The organism is Pseudomonas sp. NPDC088414, from assembly GCF_044753325.1.
Classification (GTDB): domain Bacteria; phylum Pseudomonadota; class Gammaproteobacteria; order Pseudomonadales; family Pseudomonadaceae; genus Aquipseudomonas.
Genome location: NZ_JBIVMY010000016.1, coordinates 34,224 through 47,783, shown reverse-complemented (window position 1 = coordinate 47,783; position 13,560 = coordinate 34,224). Strand labels below are relative to the sequence as shown.

Annotated in this window: 13 protein-coding genes; 4 read left to right on the top strand and 9 right to left on the bottom strand. The window is 62.0% G+C overall.

The annotated features are described in order from the left end of the window. The first annotated feature begins 267 nt into the window (after window positions 1-267). Window positions 268-1,515: a TIGR03862 family flavoprotein gene (locus ACIP8I_RS15465; protein WP_400762178.1), complete on the top strand. Its 1,248-nt coding sequence runs from the start codon at window positions 268-270 to the stop codon at window positions 1,513-1,515. Between the two features lie 187 nt (window positions 1,516-1,702). Here ACIP8I_RS15465 and ACIP8I_RS15460 read toward each other — a convergent pair whose 3' ends face one another. Both ACIP8I_RS15460 and yedA read right to left on the bottom strand, forming a co-directional pair. After that, a complete protein-coding gene (locus tag ACIP8I_RS15460; protein ID WP_400762176.1) occupies window positions 1,703-3,046 on the bottom strand; it encodes a DEAD/DEAH box helicase in 1,344 nt (447 codons plus the stop codon). A gap of 66 nt (window positions 3,047-3,112) precedes the next feature. Then, a complete protein-coding gene (gene yedA / locus ACIP8I_RS15455) occupies window positions 3,113-4,054 on the bottom strand; it encodes a drug/metabolite exporter YedA (RefSeq protein WP_400762174.1) in 942 nt (313 codons plus the stop codon). A gap of 163 nt (window positions 4,055-4,217) precedes the next feature. Between yedA and ACIP8I_RS15450 the strand changes: the two genes are divergently transcribed. Next, on the top strand, window positions 4,218-4,670 hold the full coding sequence (locus tag ACIP8I_RS15450) for an Lrp/AsnC family transcriptional regulator (RefSeq protein WP_123588902.1): 453 nt from the start codon (window positions 4,218-4,220) through the stop codon (window positions 4,668-4,670). 143 nt (window positions 4,671-4,813) lie between these two features. Here ACIP8I_RS15450 and ACIP8I_RS15445 read toward each other — a convergent pair whose 3' ends face one another. From ACIP8I_RS15445 to ACIP8I_RS15435, 3 genes are all read right to left on the bottom strand, one after another. Beyond that, complete coding sequence (locus ACIP8I_RS15445) at window positions 4,814-5,419, bottom strand: PolC-type DNA polymerase III (protein ID WP_400762172.1); 606 nt, start codon at window positions 5,417-5,419, stop codon at window positions 4,814-4,816. 24 nt (window positions 5,420-5,443) lie between these two features. Then, window positions 5,444-5,923: an NYN domain-containing protein gene (locus tag ACIP8I_RS15440; protein ID WP_007963710.1), complete on the bottom strand. Its 480-nt coding sequence runs from the start codon at window positions 5,921-5,923 to the stop codon at window positions 5,444-5,446. A 221-nt stretch (window positions 5,924-6,144) separates the two neighbouring features. Then, the gene (locus tag ACIP8I_RS15435; protein WP_400762170.1) at window positions 6,145-6,903 is read right to left on the bottom strand and encodes a DUF2076 domain-containing protein; all 759 of its coding nucleotides are present in this window, start codon (window positions 6,901-6,903) and stop codon (window positions 6,145-6,147) included. A 178-nt stretch (window positions 6,904-7,081) separates the two neighbouring features. Between ACIP8I_RS15435 and ACIP8I_RS15430 the strand changes: the two genes are divergently transcribed. Next, the gene (locus ACIP8I_RS15430; RefSeq protein ID WP_400762168.1) at window positions 7,082-7,756 is read left to right on the top strand and encodes a YciC family protein; all 675 of its coding nucleotides are present in this window, start codon (window positions 7,082-7,084) and stop codon (window positions 7,754-7,756) included. A gap of 74 nt (window positions 7,757-7,830) precedes the next feature. Further along, on the top strand, window positions 7,831-8,910 hold the full coding sequence (locus ACIP8I_RS15425) for an endonuclease/exonuclease/phosphatase family protein (RefSeq protein WP_400762166.1): 1,080 nt from the start codon (window positions 7,831-7,833) through the stop codon (window positions 8,908-8,910). A gap of 44 nt (window positions 8,911-8,954) precedes the next feature. Here ACIP8I_RS15425 and ACIP8I_RS15420 read toward each other — a convergent pair whose 3' ends face one another. The 4 genes from ACIP8I_RS15420 to ACIP8I_RS15405 form a co-directional block, all read right to left on the bottom strand. Next, window positions 8,955-9,791 (bottom strand): ABC transporter ATP-binding protein, encoded by an 837-nt coding sequence (locus tag ACIP8I_RS15420; protein WP_400762165.1) that lies wholly within the window; start codon window positions 9,789-9,791, stop codon window positions 8,955-8,957. After that, entirely contained in the window at window positions 9,779-10,582 is an 804-nt protein-coding gene (locus ACIP8I_RS15415; RefSeq protein ID WP_108590011.1) for an ABC transporter permease, read from the bottom strand. Before ACIP8I_RS15415 ends, ACIP8I_RS15420 begins: the two co-directional genes overlap by 13 nt. A 9-nt stretch (window positions 10,583-10,591) precedes the next feature. Further along, window positions 10,592-11,578 carry an ABC transporter substrate-binding protein gene (locus ACIP8I_RS15410; RefSeq protein WP_400762163.1) on the bottom strand — a complete coding sequence of 329 codons (987 nt, stop codon included), beginning with the start codon at window positions 11,576-11,578 and terminating at the stop codon, window positions 10,592-10,594. A gap of 378 nt (window positions 11,579-11,956) precedes the next feature. Beyond that, window positions 11,957-13,447 (bottom strand): aldehyde dehydrogenase, encoded by a 1,491-nt coding sequence (locus ACIP8I_RS15405; RefSeq protein ID WP_400762161.1) that lies wholly within the window; start codon window positions 13,445-13,447, stop codon window positions 11,957-11,959. Between the last annotated feature and the right edge of the window lie 113 nt (window positions 13,448-13,560).

Genomic DNA, 13,560 nt, shown 5'->3' with positions numbered 1-13,560 from the left:
CCCACAATGGCTGTGGAACGGCCTGTGGATAACCTGAGCGAAAGGGACTACAGGCCACACCGAGCATGGCGTACAGCGCGATGGTTGTTTTTTAACCACATACTGAATTCACCTCGATCTCTTTGTAGGAGTGAGCCTGCTCGCGATGGCGGACCAACATTCAGCACTTATGTCGCCTGATAAACCGCCATCGCGAGCAGGCTCACTCCTACAAAGGTCTGCGCTGTTAGAATGCGCGCCTTATCCCGCCATACCGCAGCGCACGCCATGACCCAGAACTCCGCCCCCCACCCCGCTCACGTCGCCATCATCGGCGGTGGCCCCGCCGGCCTGATGGCCGCCGAAGTGCTGAGCCAGGCCGGCGTGCGCGTCGATCTGTACGACGGCATGCCCTCGGTGGGGCGCAAGTTTCTGCTGGCCGGGGTCGGCGGCATGAACATCACCCACTCCGAGCCTTACCCGGCGTTCCTCGCGCGCTACGCCGAGCGCGCACCGCAGATCGCGCCCTTGCTGCGCGGCTTCGACGCCGACGCGTTGTGCAGCTGGATTCATGAGCTGGGCATCGAGACCTTCATCGGCAGCTCCGGCCGGGTGTTCCCCACCGACATGAAAGCCGCCCCGCTGTTGCGCGCCTGGCTCAAACGCCTACGCGACAGCGGCGTGGTGATCCACACCCGCCATCGCTGGCTCGGATGGGATGCACACGGCGCACTGCGCATCGCCAGCGCCGAAGGCGAAATCACCGTCAAACCCGACGCCACCCTGCTCGCCCTCGGCGGCGGCAGTTGGTCGCGGCTGGGTTCGGATGGCGCATGGATGCTGCCCCTGGAGCAACGCGGCGTAGGACTGGCGCCATTGCAGCCGAGCAATTGCGGCTTCGAGGTGCAGGCCTGGAGCGAGTTCCTTGTCAGCAAATTCGCCGGCTCACCGCTGAAAAATGTCGCCATCGGTTTGAACGACGATATCCCGCGCTTGGGCGAATGCGTGATTACCGCTACCGGAGTTGAAGGCAGCCTGATCTATGCGCTGTCGGCACCGATTCGCGAGGCGATCAATACGCAGGGTTCAGCCACGGTGCACATCGACCTGTTGCCCGGCCGACCTGTGGATAAATTGCAGGCAGCGTTGAGCAAACCGCGCGGTTCGCGTTCGATGGCCAAGCATCTGCACAGTCAGGTCGGAATTGATGGGGTGAAAGCGGCGTTGTTGCGTGAACTGACTGACGCGGCAACCTTCGCTGATCCGGCGTTGTTGGCGCGGGCGATCAAGGCGTTGCCGCTGACGTTGGTGAAAGCGCGGCCGCTGGACGAAGCCATCAGCAGTGCCGGTGGAGTGACGTTCGAGGCGCTGGATGAGCGCTTGATGCTCAAGGCGTTGCCGGGGGTGTTTTGTGCGGGGGAGATGCTCGATTGGGAAGCGCCGACAGGTGGCTATTTGCTGACCGGGTGTTTTGCCAGCGGGCGGGCGGCGGGGATTGGAATGTTGCAGTGGCTCAAGTCCGAGGTGCCTGCCTGAACCCTTACCCCAACCCTCTCCCCGAGGGAGAGGGAGCCGACCGAGGTGTCTGGCGTAACACATCGACCTGAAAGCCCGAGTCGATTGTGGATTCACAGCAGCAGAATCAGGTCGGCGTAGAATTCAAGCATCCCCCAATCAGTCCCCTCTCCCTCCGGGAGAGGGTTAGGGTGAGGGGCTTTTGGCTTTAAGGCTTGCGCTTGCGCGGCCCGGTATTGAACACCGGCACTTTACGCACAGGCTTGATCGAAGGCTCCGGCGCCTGAGTCTCACCGCTGTCGACCCACTTGCCCAGATTGCGCTTGCCGCCACCGCCGCCGCCGGACGTCTTCGGCTTTTTCGGTTTCTTCGGCTTCTTGATCACCTGACCGCTGGCGTCGGTATCCGGCACGCGGTGCTCAGGCTCGAAGTCCGGCTCGTTCTGGCGCTTCAAGGTCTGACGCGTGAGCATCTCGATCGCCGAGAGCATGTTCACTTCATCCGCGCACACCAGCGAAATCGCCTCACCGGTCGCACCGGCACGCCCGGTACGACCAATACGGTGGATGTAATCCTCGGCGACGATCGGCAGGTCGAAGTTGACCACCAGCGGCAAATCTTCGATATCCAGACCACGCGCGGCGACGTCGGTCGCCACCAGAATCTGCACTTCGCTGAGTTTGAAACGATCCAGTGCACGCTGACGGGTGGCCTGCGGTTTGTCACCGTGGATGCCGTCGGCATTCACACCCAGGCCCTGGAGTTTTTCCACCAGCGCATCCACACCGTTGCGAGTCTTGGCGAACACCAGCACCTGCTTCCACTTGTTCTTGCGCATCAGGTGCACGAACAGTTCCGGCTTGCGCTTCTTGTCCACCGTCACCACCCACTGCTTGACGGTGTTGGCTGCGACGTTACGCGGGCTGACTTCGATGCTCAGCGGATCGTTGAGCATCTGCCCGGCCAGCAGGCGGATGTCATCGGAGAAAGTCGCAGAGAACAGCAGCGTCTGACGCTTCTTCGGCAGCATGCGGTAAATGTTCGCCAGTTCTTCGGAGAAGCCCAGGTCGAGCATGCGGTCGGCTTCATCCAGTACCAGGGTTTGCAACTGATCGAGTTTCAACGCGTTCTGCCGGAACAGGTCAATCAGGCGACCCGGCGTGGCGACCAGCACATCAACGCCGCCGCGCAGCTTCATCATCTGCGGGTTGATGCTGACGCCGCCGTACACCGCATACGTGCGCAATGGCAGGTTTTCAGCGTATTGGCGCACCGACTCATGAACCTGCTCGGCCAGCTCGCGGGTCGGCACCAGAATTAGTGCACGCGCCGAATTGGCGGCCACTTTCGGCCCTTCCATGGCCAGCAACTGCAGCAGCGGCAAGGCAAAACCGGCAGTCTTGCCGGTACCTGTCTGGGCCGCAGCCATCAGGTCGCGACCGGCCAGAACGGCCGGAATGGCTTGCGCCTGGACCGGCGTTGGAGTCTGGTAGCCGAGCTTCTCGAGGGAGCGCAGCAAGGGTTCGATCAGGCCAAGAGTGGCGAAAGTCATGGGAGTACCGTAGGAAAAATTCAGCGCAATTGTGCGACACGAGTGTGCAATGGCGCGCAGTTTACCCTAATTCGTACGCTGTTCTGCTGCGACGACGGTCTTCGCCGGCTCCACGACGAGCGGCTGCGCCGGCCGCCGCCATTGCGGTAGACCGATCAGCACCACCGCACTGATGATCACCAGCATCGCCAGCGCTTCTTCCATGCCAATGGTCTCGCCGACAAACACGATCCCCAGCAACACTGCCACCGCCGGGTTGACGTAGGCATAACTGGTGGCCGCCGCCGGACGCACGTGCTTGAGCAGGTACATGTAGGAATTGAAGGCGATGATCGAGCCAAAGAAAATCAGGTAGCCCAGGGCCAGCCAGCCTTCCACCGGCGGCAACGCTTGCAGGTGTTCGCCGCTGACCGCGCTGCCGATCAGCAGCACCACGCCGCCCACCAGCATCTCCACGGCACTGGCCATCGCTCCCTGCGGCAATGGCAGATGTTTGCTCCACACCGAACCGAACGCCCAGGTCGCCGCCGCAAAAATCAGCAGCGCCGCACCCAGCGGACTCGATTGCAGGTTCGAGCCCATGTTGAGCATGGCGATGCCGACAATTCCCAACGCCACCCCGGCCCACTCCAGGCGAGTATTGCGCGCGCCCCAGAAATAGCCGAAGAGCAACGTGAACAACGGCACCGTCGCCACCGCCAGTGCCGCCACGCCGGACGCCACGCCGGTGTGCTCGGCGACACTGACCGCGCCGTTACCGAAACTGAGCAGCAAGATCCCAATGATCCCCGCCGATTTCCACTGTGCCCAGGTCGGCGCCGGCGCCCCGCGCCAGCGCAGGAAGGCGTACATCAGGCTGCCGGCAATCACAAAGCGCACTCCGCCGAGCATCAGCGGCGGCCAGTATTCGACGCCGAGGCGGATCACCAGATAGGTCGATCCCCAAATCACGTACAGCGCAAAAAACGCGGCGATCAACGGCAAGGAAAAACGGCGCAAGGCAGGCATGGGCAGCTCGACAGTCAGAGGCAGGGTGTGAATTATTCTAGAAAGGCCCGCGAGCAAAAATAAGCTACAAAACCTGTTTATCGCGCCGGTACACTTTTGAAACAACGGAGATCGACGGGCTAAACCGTGATTTCGAAAGTCTGGCAATTTCAGGAGTCCGGCCTTGGACAAATACGACCGCATGCTGCTCAGCGCCCTGTTGGAAAACGGCCGCGCGTCCTACGCCGACCTGGCGCGCAAGGTGAACCTGTCCGCCCCCGCCGTGGCCGAGCGCGTGGCCAAGCTTGAAGCGGCCGGGGTGATCACCGGGTATCAGGCGAACATCGACCTGTCGAAAATCGGCTTGCCGATCCAGTGCATGATCGAACTGCGCCTGCACCAGAACGGCAGCCAGAAGGTCTACGACGAACTGGTGAAAATCCCGCAACTGACCGAATGCTTTCGAGTGACCGGCGATCCGTGCGTGATGATGAAAGGCGCGGTGGGCTCGATGACGGAGCTGGAAGAGTTGATCAATCGGGTGGCGAAGTTCGGCTTCAGCAAGACCTCGATTGTGTTGTCGAGCGCGATCGAGAAGCGCGTGCCGTTGAGCCATATCGAAAGCAACGGCAAGTAATCAGCCCCACCGAAACGCCCCTGTAGGAGCTGCCGAAGGTTCGGGCCGCGTTCGGACGATCTTTTGACTTTGACTTTTAAAAGCAAGATCAAAAGATCGCAGCCTACGGCAGCTCCTACAGGGGATTTCTAGCGTTCTTGGGATCAGCGGTAGCGCTGCAGGTGCTCGCTGACTTTGGCCGCCGGGACTTTCTGCAGTTTGCACAGCAGGTCGTGATTCAGCTCCCGCACCCCATGCTTCTGCCGCAACTCATCCGCCAGATGCGCCAGCAAATTCGCCGCCATCTCCGCATCCGCCATCGCCCTGTGCGCCTGGCCGGTGTGTGGCAGGCGGGCGAAAGTGGTGAGCGTACCGAGCTTGTGATTCGGCGCCGCCGGCATCAGGCGGCGGGCCAGCAGCAGCGAGCAGGCGAAGTTCTGCAATCGGGTGCGTTTGATTCGCCCCAGCTCGAAGTCCCAGAACTTCTGGTCGAACGAGGCGTTGTGCGCGACCAGCGGCGTGCAGCCAACGAACTCGTTGACCTCTTCCATGACCCGCTCCGCCGCAGGTGCGGTGCGCAGCATGGCGTTGCTGATGCCGGTCAGTTGTTCGATGAACGCGGGGACGCGCACGCCGGCGTTCATCAGGCTCTGGTAACGCTCGACGATACGGCCGTTTTCCAGCATGACCACAGCGATTTCCGTGGCGCGGCAGCTGCTGTTCGGCGACAGGCCGGTGGTTTCAAAGTCGATGACTGCAATGCGTTCCAAACCGGGTTCAACTCCGTACAAAAATCAATTTTTGAGCAACAGCGCGCCTTCAATCGGCACATAACGGCTGGCGGCGCGAATCAGCGAGTTGGCGGTCAGGCCGGGCACGCCATAGGCGACCGCTTGCACGCCATGTTTGCTGATGATGCGTTCGAGCAGCATGTCGAAGTCACCGTCACCGGAGGCCAGGACGATTTCGTCGACGTGGTCGGCGGCGTCCATGATGTCGAGGGTGATGCCCACGTCCCAATCGCCCTTGGCCGAGCCGTCGCTGCGCTGAATGTAGGGCTTGAGCTTCACGGTGAAGCCGAGGTTGCGCAGGATCTGCTGGAACTGCTGCTGCTTGCTGTCGCCACGGTCGATCGCGTAGGCATAGGCCTCGACGATCTGCCCTTGCTTGCTAATGTCAGCCCACAGCGCGGCGTAGTTGAAATGGCAACCATAGGCCTGACGCACGGTGTAGTAGAGGTTCTGCACGTCGGCGAACACTGCGATTTTTTTCACCGGGATTCCTGTGAGCGCATAGCGCACGAAGCGGGATCAGGCGCCGGGCCCGAAAAAGGCGCTCAGTATGCCAGTAAAAAGCAGTGTGGCGAGGGAGCTTGTCGAATCGTCGCACCGTCCCGCTGGGTTGCGCAGCGACCCTGTCTTTTAAAAGAAGGGCCTGCTGCGCAGTCCAGCGGGAGCAAGCTCCCTCGCCACAAGGTTCGATGCCTGACCGTTAGTCAGACGAACGAATCATCGTCATCGAAGAACGACGAGTTGTCATCGCTGTAATCAGTGTCGGTAAATCCGCCCTGGTCATTGCCAGAGAAACCGTTATCGGCCACACGCTGGTCATTGCCCCAGTCGTTGCCGCTCTGGTCAGCCACTTGCGCCGGCTCTTCCTTGATCACTTCAACGATTTCTTCGGGCTGCTGGTTGTGATGGAACAGGCTGCTGATGCCCTGCGCCAGCATCACGCCACCGGCCACGCCAGCGGCAGTTTTCAGGGCGCCGCCGAGGAAGCTGCTGCCCGCGGCCGGGGCTGCTTGCTGCGCGTAGTTGGGCGGTGGTGCGGCATAGTTCTGTTGTGGCGCTGGCGCACCGAAGTTCTGCTGCGGTGCGGGTTCACGCCAGCCGCCGGTGGAAGCCGGAGCGCTCTGGGTCGGCGCTGGACGCGAGCTGCCGCCGCCGAAGATGCTCGACAGGAAACCACCGCCGCCGCTGGGTGCCGGGGCCGCGCTCTGCGACTTGGCCGCCTGCAGTTCAGCCTGCAATTGCTGAACTTGCTGGGTCAGTTGCTTGTTCTGTTCGTCGAGGCTCTTGATGGCCGCCTCTTGCACCAGAATCGCCTGGGTCATGAAATAACCTGCCGCCGGCTGGCGGGTCAGGTGTTCCTTGATCCGCGCCTCGGCCTGGGCGTCGCGCGGGGCTGCCTCCGTTTCGGCCTGTTGCAGCCGGGAAAACAGTCCATCGATCAGGGTTTGCTCTTCGCTGTTCATGGCGACCTCGTAGATTGCCGGGGATAACGTTGCCCGTGTCCACGGTGGACATGGCGCACCTCTGTAATGGAGGCAGTGACAGGATGTTTCAACGACCTTTACCGAATGTTTACGTTTGTGTCGGCCCGCCCATCATCGGTTAAAGTGAGCCACTGTTTTCGACCTGCGATACCGACTGATGAATGCCTTCGATGTACTGCGCGACTCTCTGTATTTTTTCAAACGCCACCTGAACAGCATCGTGCAGTTGTGCCTGCCGCTGGTGATCTTCGAAGCGGCGTTGCAGCAAGTGGTGGATCACGTCACCGACCCGGACAGTTTCTCCGCCGCCAGCGTGGTGGTCGGTCTGCTGGTGTATCCGCTGTACACCGCCGCGCTGATCCTTTTTCTCGACGCCCGCACCCGTGGCGAAGCCCCGCGCAACCTCGATCTGCTGGCGATGTCCGCGCGCCTGTGGCCGCGTTTCGCCCTGCTCACGGCGCTCAATACCTTGCTGATTCTGCTGGGGCTGTCGCTGTATTTCCTGCCGGGCCTGATGCTGATGGTCATGCTCGCATTCGCTGAATACCTGTTGGTGTTGCGCGGCATGGGGCCGTTGCAGGCAATGAAGGAAAGCCTGCGCCTGACCCGTGGGCATTTCTGGCGGATCCTGCTGTGCATTCTGTGTGTGATGGGGCCGTTGTGGCTGCTCAAGGGCGCGACCCTGGCGGCGTACCCCGACCCGCAGAATCCGCTGATCGCGGTACTGATCGACAGCGCGCACAGCTTCCTGCAGCTGTTCACCAGCGTGGTGCTGTTCCGCCTGTTCATGCTGATCAGCGAATTGCCTGACAAACGTGACGGAGCGGTCTGACTTCACGGCCCTTGGGCCAAGGCTCTGCGGTCAGGTATGCTCGGAGCCACTTTTGTAACGCGATAAGCCGAGCCATGCCCCGTCTACTGCGCTACACCCTGTTGTTGATTGCGCTCGCCATCGCCCTGATTGGCGGGCTGCTCTACAGCCTGACCTGGCGCCCCGGCGCGCGGGAAACCCTGCCCGTTACCTGCAGCGGTACGCCGCCGACCCTGGTGCCCGGGCAAGCGCTGAAAGTCATGACCTGGAACGTGCAGTACCTCGCGGGCAAGCGCTACGTGTTCTGGAACGATCTGGCCCAGGGCACCGATGAAGCGCCCACCCCGGAAGACATGGCCTTCAGCCTCGACGAAGTGGCGCGGGTGATTCGCGACGAGCAGCCCGACGTGGTGTTGTTGCAGGAGCTGGATGACGGTGCCAAGGCCAGTGACTATCAGAATCAGCTCAAATTGCTGCAGGAACGGGTGTCAGACCTCTACCCCTGCAGCACCCACGCCTTCGACTGGAAGGCCGATTTCGTTCCCGATCCACACATCTTCGGCAGCGTTGGCCGGCAACTGGCGACCCTCAGCCGTTATCGCATCGAACACGCCGAACGCCTGCAATTGCCGGTGCCGCCGGCGAATTTCATCTCGCGCCAGTTCGAACCCAAGGATGCTCTGCTCGCCACCAAGCTGCCGCTGAGCGACGGCGGGCAACTGACGGTGTTCAACACCCATCTGGACCGCGCCAGCCAACCGGACGACACCTTGCAGGCGCAAGTGACGGCGGTGGCCAAAGTGCTCGACAAGTACGAAAGCCAGGGCCTGCCGTGGCTGATCGGCGGCGACTTCAACCTGTTGCCGCTGGGCCAGTATCAACGCCTGCCCGCCGAGCAGCGCACGCCCTACTCCATCGACAGTGCGCTGCACCTGTTGTGGGACAAGTACCCGATGATCCCGACCAACAACGAAGCCAGCGGCATCGACCGCGCCCACTGGCTGACCCACTACCCCAACGACCCCGGCCTGAATGGCCCGGATCGCACCGTCGACTATCTGTTCTACAGCCCGAAGATCAAACGGGTCGAAGCGAGGGTGCGCCAGGACGATACCTTGCGCATTTCCGATCACTTGCCGGTGATTGCGCGGTTCCTGCTGCCCGCCACCCCCTGATCACCAATTACCCCTGTAGGAGCTGCCGAAGGGGGGTCATGTGATCAATGGACTTCCTCGAGGTCGTCATGCAGCAAGCCGAAAATCTCGCGCTTCATGTCAATGAACGAGCGCTCCATGACCATGTCCAGTGAGCGCGGGCGTTCGATCGGCACGTCGAGGATCTGTTTGATCCGCCCCGGCTTGGCGCCCATCACATAGACCCGGTCGCCGAGCAGAATCGCCTCGTCGATATCGTGCGTGACGAACAGCACGGTCTTCTTGCTGTTGCCCCAGACCCGCAGCAGCAACTGCTGCATCTGCAAACGGGTCTGGCTGTCGAGCGCGCCGAACGGTTCGTCCATCAGCAGGATCTGCGGGTCATTGGCCAGCGCCCGGGCAATCGCCACACGCTGCATCATCCCGCCCGACAGTTGCTTGGCGTAGCTGTCGGCGAAGCCGCTGAGGCCGACCTCATTGACGTAGTAATCGACAATTTCCTTGCGCCGCGCCGCCGGCATGCCGCGCCGCTTGAGGCCGAACTCGACGTTCTGCCGCACCGTCAGCCACGGAAACAGCGTGTAGCTCTGGAACACCATGCCGCGATCAGCACCCGGACCCTGCACTTGCTGACCGCCGACGTAGATCTCGCCGGAGGTCGGCTCGGCGAGGCCGGCAGTCAGGTACAACAGACTCGACTTGCCGCAGCCCGACGGCCCGACCAGCACCGCGAACTGCTGATCCGGCACCTCGAACGACACCTGTTCCAGTGCGGTAAACGTGCCGCCGTCGGGCTTTCTGTAGCGCAGGCTGACCTTGTCCACTTGCAGGCGCGGCGCGGCTTGCGGCGCAGCAGCGCGCGGTTCGGTGAAACGATGATTGGCGGCGGTTACTGAGCCCATGCGGCAACCCTCAAGCGGAGAAAGCGGAACAGTTGATCGGTGACCAGACCCAGCAGGCCGATGATCGCGATGGCGAGGAAAATCACGTCAACCTGAAAGCCGCGCATGGCTTTCAGGCTCAGGTAACCGAGGCCACTCGACGCCGCGACCAGTTCGGCCACCACCAGATAAGTCCAGGCCCAGCCCATGGTCACGCGCAAGGTGTCGAGCACACCGGGCACCGAGGCCGGGGCGATCACATGCAACACCGCATCGCGGCGATTGGAGCCGAGGGTGTAGGAGGCGTTGATCAGATCCTTGGAAATGCCTTTGGACACGTCAGCGATCATCACCAGTTGCTGGAAGAACACGCCGAAGATGATCACCGACACCCGCTGCTCCAGACCAATGCCGATCCACAGAATGAACAGCGGTACGAACGAGGTCACCGGCAGGTAGCGAATGAAATTGACCAGCGGTTCGAGGAACGCCTGGACGATGCGAAAGCTGCCCATCAACAAGCCCAGCGGCACCGCCACCAGCGACGACACGATGAAGCCGACCATCACCACTTCGACACTGGCCCACACGTGGGTGCCGAGAGTACCGTCGCGACTCAGACGCACCGCCGCTTCAACCACCGCGCCGGGCGTGGGCAAAAACATCCCCGGGACGATGCCGCCGTAGGACAGCCCGGCCCACAGTCCGACCAACAACACCCAGGCCAGGCCGCTGGCGCTCCACACCACTGGCACCGGCAAACCGGTCTTGGGCGTCAGGCAGCGGCTCAGCCACGATTTGCGCTTGAACATGCTGACCTCCTAGAGCGGGCTGACGAAACGGTTGTCGACCAGATCGTCGTGGCTGACGTTGTAGGGTTTGCCTTGCAGTTCGCTGGCGGTTTCGTTGGCGAGCTTGATCAACGCTGCGCTGTCACCCGGTTTGCCCGGCGCGCCGAGCAGTTTTTCGCTCATGGCCTGATCGTAGAAACGCACGCCTTTGGCAGCAGCGGCCAGTTCCTTCGGATCGGAGAGATAACCGCCGACGCCTTTGGCCATGATCGTGTAGGCCTCGTCCGGGTGTTCCTGGGTGTACTTGACCGCTTTGTACAGACCGGCGACCAGCGCCTTGACGTCCTGCGGCTGTTTTTCGATGACGCTGCAGTTGAGCGCGACCACATCGACAATCACCCCCGGTGTACTGCTGCTGTCGATCAGCACCTTGCCCTGCTGCTTGTCGCGGACCATCGACAGGTGCGGCTCCCAGGTCACGGCGGCTGGCACACGACCGGCGATGAACGCGGTGGCGGCATCGTCGGCGGTCATGTTCTGCACGGTGATGTCGCTCATTTTCATGCCGTTCTTTTTCAGCAGGTACGACAGCCAGAACTGCGACGTCGAGCCTTCGTTGACGGCCACGGCCTGGCCCTTGAGTTCCTGCAATGACTTCACGTCCTTGCCGACCAGCACGCCGTCGCCACCGTGGCTGTCATCCAGCGCCGCCACAGCCTTGAAGCAGAACTGCGGGCGGTACTTGAGCACCTCGTCGATGGTCGAGGCCGAGCCGGACAATTGCCCCGAGGCTTGGGCGGCCATGTACATCGAGGCTTCTTCGACCACCGGCAATTCGACGGTCAGGCCGTTTTCCTTGAAGTAGCCCAGATCCTGAGCCAGATACAGCGTGCCATAGCCAACCCAGGTGGTATGGCCGATGGACAAGGTGCCGGCCTGCGCGCTGGTCGCGACCGTGGCGGCCAGGGCGGTGATTGCCAGAGGATGGGTGAGACGGATACACAAGGACTTGATCATGGAGCACTCCCGACGCTGTTGATTTAGTTTTGTCATGGGCAGTACGGCCGGCCGCGATGATGTGAATCCACGCTGCGGTCTCTGCTGGACTCTGGCGTGAAACATCGGGCTGGCAAGATCGATGGTGGCCCATGTGCGGGCTGAGGAAAATCAGGAAATTGTTGGCAGCAAATGATGAAAAAACTGCTTAGCGTGCACCGCTGAAGCGCGGGGTTGGCGGGGATGCTCACGGTCGGTGCAAGCCAGGAATTTTCACTGCCTGGGAGAATGCCATCGCTGGCAAGCCAGCTCCCACAGTAATCGTTGGTGTACCCGGAATTGGCGGACACCACAAAAACCTGTGGGAGCTGGCTTGCCAGCGATTGGGTCTACGCGCAATCAGCGCAACTGAAACCAGGTGGTTTTCAGCTGGGTGTATTTGTCGAACGAGTGCAGCGACAGATCGCGACCGAAGCCCGATTGCTTGCCACCGCCAAACGGCACGGTCACGTCGAGCGCATCGACGGTATTCACCGACACCGTACCGGCTCGCAGCCGCCGCGCCACGCGGTGCGCGCGATGCAGGTCATCGGTCCACAGCGACGCCGCCAGCCCGTAGACACTGTCGTTGGCCAGACGCACGGCTTCGTCCTCATTGTCGAACGGCACCACCGCCAGTACCGGGCCGAACACCTCTTCGCGAAACAGCGGCATGTCGGCACTGACGCCGGTGAAAATCGTCGGTTCGATGAAGTTGTCCGAGCCATTGAAGCGCCGCTGCTGACCACCACACACCAGGGTCGCCCCCGCCTGCTCGGCACCGCGAATGGCGCGCAGGATGCTCGCCGTCTGCCGCTGATCGACGATCGCCCCGGCACGGCTTTGCGGATCGAGCGGATCACCCGGCAGCCAGCGTTCGGCCTGAGCCTTCAGGCGCTCGACAAACTCATCGTGAATCGAACGCTCGACCAGTAACCGCGAGTTCGCCGAGCACACTTCGCCCTGGTTGAAGAAGATCCCGAACGCGGCTTTTTCCGCCGCCAGATCCAGATCCTTGCAATCGGCAAACACCAGATTGGCACTCTTGCCGCCGCACTCCAGCCACACTTGTTTCAGGTTGGATTGCGCCGAGTACTGCATGAAATATTTGCCGACCTGGGTCGAGCCGGTGAACACCAGGCAATCGACATCCGCGTGCTGGCCCAAGGCTTTGCCGGTCTGTTCACCCAGCCCCGGCAAGACGTTGAGCACACCCGCCGGCAGTCCTGCTTCCAGCGCCAGCTCGGCCAGACGCAATGCGGAAAACGGTGATTGTTCGGCCGGCTTGAGGATCACCGAGTTACCCGCCGCCAGCGCAGGCGCGAGCTTCCACGCGGCCATGTCCAACGGAAAATTCCACGGCACCACGGCCGCCACCACGCCCAGTGCTTCGCGGGTGATGGTCGCCAGCACATTGGCGGCGCCGGGGGCGATCTGGTCGTAGAGTTTGTCGATGCTTTCGGCGTACCAGCGAAACACCCCGGCGGCGCCCGGCACGTCGATGTTGTAAGCGTCCATCACCGGTTTGCCCATGTTCAGCGAGTCGAGCAGGGCCAGCTCCTGACGATGCTCCATCAACAGCTCGGCCAGGCGCAGCAGCACTTGCTTGCGCTCGGCGGGCGGGCGTTGCGCCCAGGTGCCGGCCTCGAACACTTGTCGCGCGTTGCACACCGCCGCGTCCACATCCGCCTCGCCACACGCGGCGACATTGGCCAGCAACCGGCCGGTGGCAGGATTGATCGCGGCGAAGGTCTGCCCCGATTGCGCAACGCAATGCTGGCCGTTGATCACGGCTTGATCGGGAAACTTCAAGGCAACGGCCTGGCGCTGCCACTCTGCAAGTTCGAACACGTCGAATGCTCCTTGGACGTTATTGTGCAGTCGATGTTGGCGCAGGCCCGGACGGGCGAAAATTAGTAAAAATGTCTTCGCAGACAATGAAAAAACTGCTCAATCGGTTTCCC

Coding starts and splice junctions, on each gene's coding strand:
- ACIP8I_RS15460 (WP_400762176.1), bottom strand. CDS start 3,046: ATGACTTTCGCCACTCTTGGCCTGATCGAACCCTTGCTGCGCTCCCTC.
- ACIP8I_RS15425 (WP_400762166.1), top strand. CDS start 7,831: ATGCCCCGTCTACTGCGCTACACCCTGTTGTTGATTGCGCTCGCCATC.
- ACIP8I_RS15420 (WP_400762165.1), bottom strand. CDS start 9,791: ATGGGCTCAGTAACCGCCGCCAATCATCGTTTCACCGAACCGCGCGCT.
- ACIP8I_RS15415 (WP_108590011.1), bottom strand. CDS start 10,582: ATGTTCAAGCGCAAATCGTGGCTGAGCCGCTGCCTGACGCCCAAGACC.
- ACIP8I_RS15410 (WP_400762163.1), bottom strand. CDS start 11,578: ATGATCAAGTCCTTGTGTATCCGTCTCACCCATCCTCTGGCAATCACC.
- ACIP8I_RS15465 (WP_400762178.1), top strand. CDS start 268: ATGACCCAGAACTCCGCCCCCCACCCCGCTCACGTCGCCATCATCGGC.
- ACIP8I_RS15430 (WP_400762168.1), top strand. CDS start 7,082: ATGAATGCCTTCGATGTACTGCGCGACTCTCTGTATTTTTTCAAACGC.
- ACIP8I_RS15435 (WP_400762170.1), bottom strand. CDS start 6,903: ATGAACAGCGAAGAGCAAACCCTGATCGATGGACTGTTTTCCCGGCTG.
- yedA (WP_400762174.1), bottom strand. CDS start 4,054: ATGCCTGCCTTGCGCCGTTTTTCCTTGCCGTTGATCGCCGCGTTTTTT.